The sequence below is a fragment of the Escherichia sp. MOD1-EC5950 genome (genome assembly GCF_002965345.1).
Taxonomy (GTDB): Bacteria; Pseudomonadota; Gammaproteobacteria; order Enterobacterales; family Enterobacteriaceae; genus Escherichia; species Escherichia marmotae.
On record NZ_PTSR01000087.1, the window covers coordinates 1 to 1,473 of the forward strand.

At 56.9% G+C, this 1,473-nt stretch carries 3 protein-coding genes; all 3 read left to right on the forward strand.

The genetic code is table 11. The features are described from left to right. The coding region (gene faeJ, locus BEA93_RS24285; RefSeq protein WP_236942908.1) for a F4 (K88) fimbria accessory protein FaeJ at nucleotides 1-729 on the forward strand (729 nt) is incomplete at its 5' end. Next, entirely contained in the window at nucleotides 729-851 is a 123-nt protein-coding gene (locus BEA93_RS26175) for a hypothetical protein (RefSeq protein ID WP_256112207.1), read from the forward strand. The genes faeJ and BEA93_RS26175, both read left to right, overlap by 1 nt. Further along, nucleotides 803-1,444, forward strand: coding sequence for a hypothetical protein (locus BEA93_RS24290; protein ID WP_105225237.1), 642 nt, complete (start codon nucleotides 803-805; stop codon nucleotides 1,442-1,444). Before BEA93_RS26175 ends, BEA93_RS24290 begins: the two co-directional genes overlap by 49 nt. The last annotated feature ends 29 nt before the right edge of the window (nucleotides 1,445-1,473 follow it).

Genomic DNA, 1,473 nt, shown 5'->3' on the forward strand with positions numbered 1-1,473 from the left:
CTGTTTTTTCTGACTTCAGCCAGTGTGCTGGCACAACCCCTGATTATTCCGCCGGGCCACTGGCAGGAGGGAATGGCTGTGGGCGTGACGGAGTTCAGCGGCACGCTGTATGTTCGCGATGTGTCCTGGCAGTGGCAGCCCCGTTCTGTGCGGATGGGGACACCAGACGCCGTGCAGGCCGGTCTGACAACGGGTAAAAGTGGGATGGTCAGTGAAAGCCGGAGAGGGCAGGATTTTTATATTCTTGGCGGACATACCACATCACTGACAACTGCCCGTCCGGGGCTGCAGCCGTCAGTGACATTACTTCAGGTGGCGCCATCATCTCCCCGTATTGCGGCCCGGGGAGAACTTGCCCGGGGACAGGTGCGTTACGGGGAAATCACGTTCACGATGCGCCATCTTCTGGCATGGCAGGACAATATCACTGCCGGTCAGGGCTGGAGCGTGGTCAGCGGAGAGGTGACGCCGGAGGCTGAAAAACAGGTGAAACGCCAGTTATGGCAGGTGAACGGCTATGAATGGACTCCGGACTATGCCGGGTTAACCGCGCGTCCTGATGCGTTTATTTCGGGCGCTGAGTCGCTGTTGTCACAGGAGAATGGCAGCCAGCATATTGCCGGTGCCTGGGTGACATCCCTGAGTGATGTGCGGGTGAATTTCCCCGGTGCTGAGGAGCCGGTAAAACGCTGGCAGGGTAATCTGACGCCGGTGGTGGTGTATTTCTGATGGCCCGGCAACGAAAAGTGTTAATACCGATGTGGTGGGTGGTTGGTGTCTGTGTGGCAGCAACCTGTATGGCATGTCTGGTACTGACACTGGTGATGTTCTGTGCGGTACTGATGTGGTGAAGGTCGTAAGTGTGAGGCAAAAAATCCTTCTGACCGGAACCTGCTGGTATGAGCTGACAGGGCTGTGGCACCTGTTGTCCGCACAGGGCCACAACGTTTACCGTGTACCTCCGGGGTATCCCTGTGCCCGGCATGGCTGGGACCTGATTATTGTGGCGCTGAGTGCAGAGCCTGTTACGGGCTGGGGGCGTCATCTGTCCTGGATACGTGAACTGAGGGCAGAAATGCCCGGTGAAATGCTGGTTCTGGTACCGGAAAGGCTGGAAATGCTGAAGGTGTTGCGAAATATCTGTCCGGTGTACAGCGGATGCATGCCGCTGTCGTGCCTGGAAAGAACTGTCCGCATGGCACTGAACAGAAAGACAGCCCGTACCGGTAAATTCCGCCTGACGTCCGGACAACGACAGGCACTGAAGCGTCTTTCTGAGAGAGGAAGAGACCGTCCCCTGAATCTGAAACAGAGTGAACGGGGGCTGTACTGGCATTATGCCCGGCTGGCAGAGAATGTGGGCGTCAGGGATTTCAGGATGCTGTTGATGACCGGGCTGGACCGGGAGGTTCATAAAATGGAAGACCGACAGTATGGACAGTGATTTTGTATCCGCAGACAGACTGATGCGTG

Excerpts from the sequence above, each read along its gene's own strand:
- BEA93_RS26175 (WP_256112207.1), top strand. The coding sequence starts at position 729 with ATGGCCCGGCAACGAAAAGTGTTAATACCGATGTGGTGGGTGGTTGGT.
- BEA93_RS24290 (WP_105225237.1), top strand. The coding sequence starts at position 803 with ATGTCTGGTACTGACACTGGTGATGTTCTGTGCGGTACTGATGTGGTG.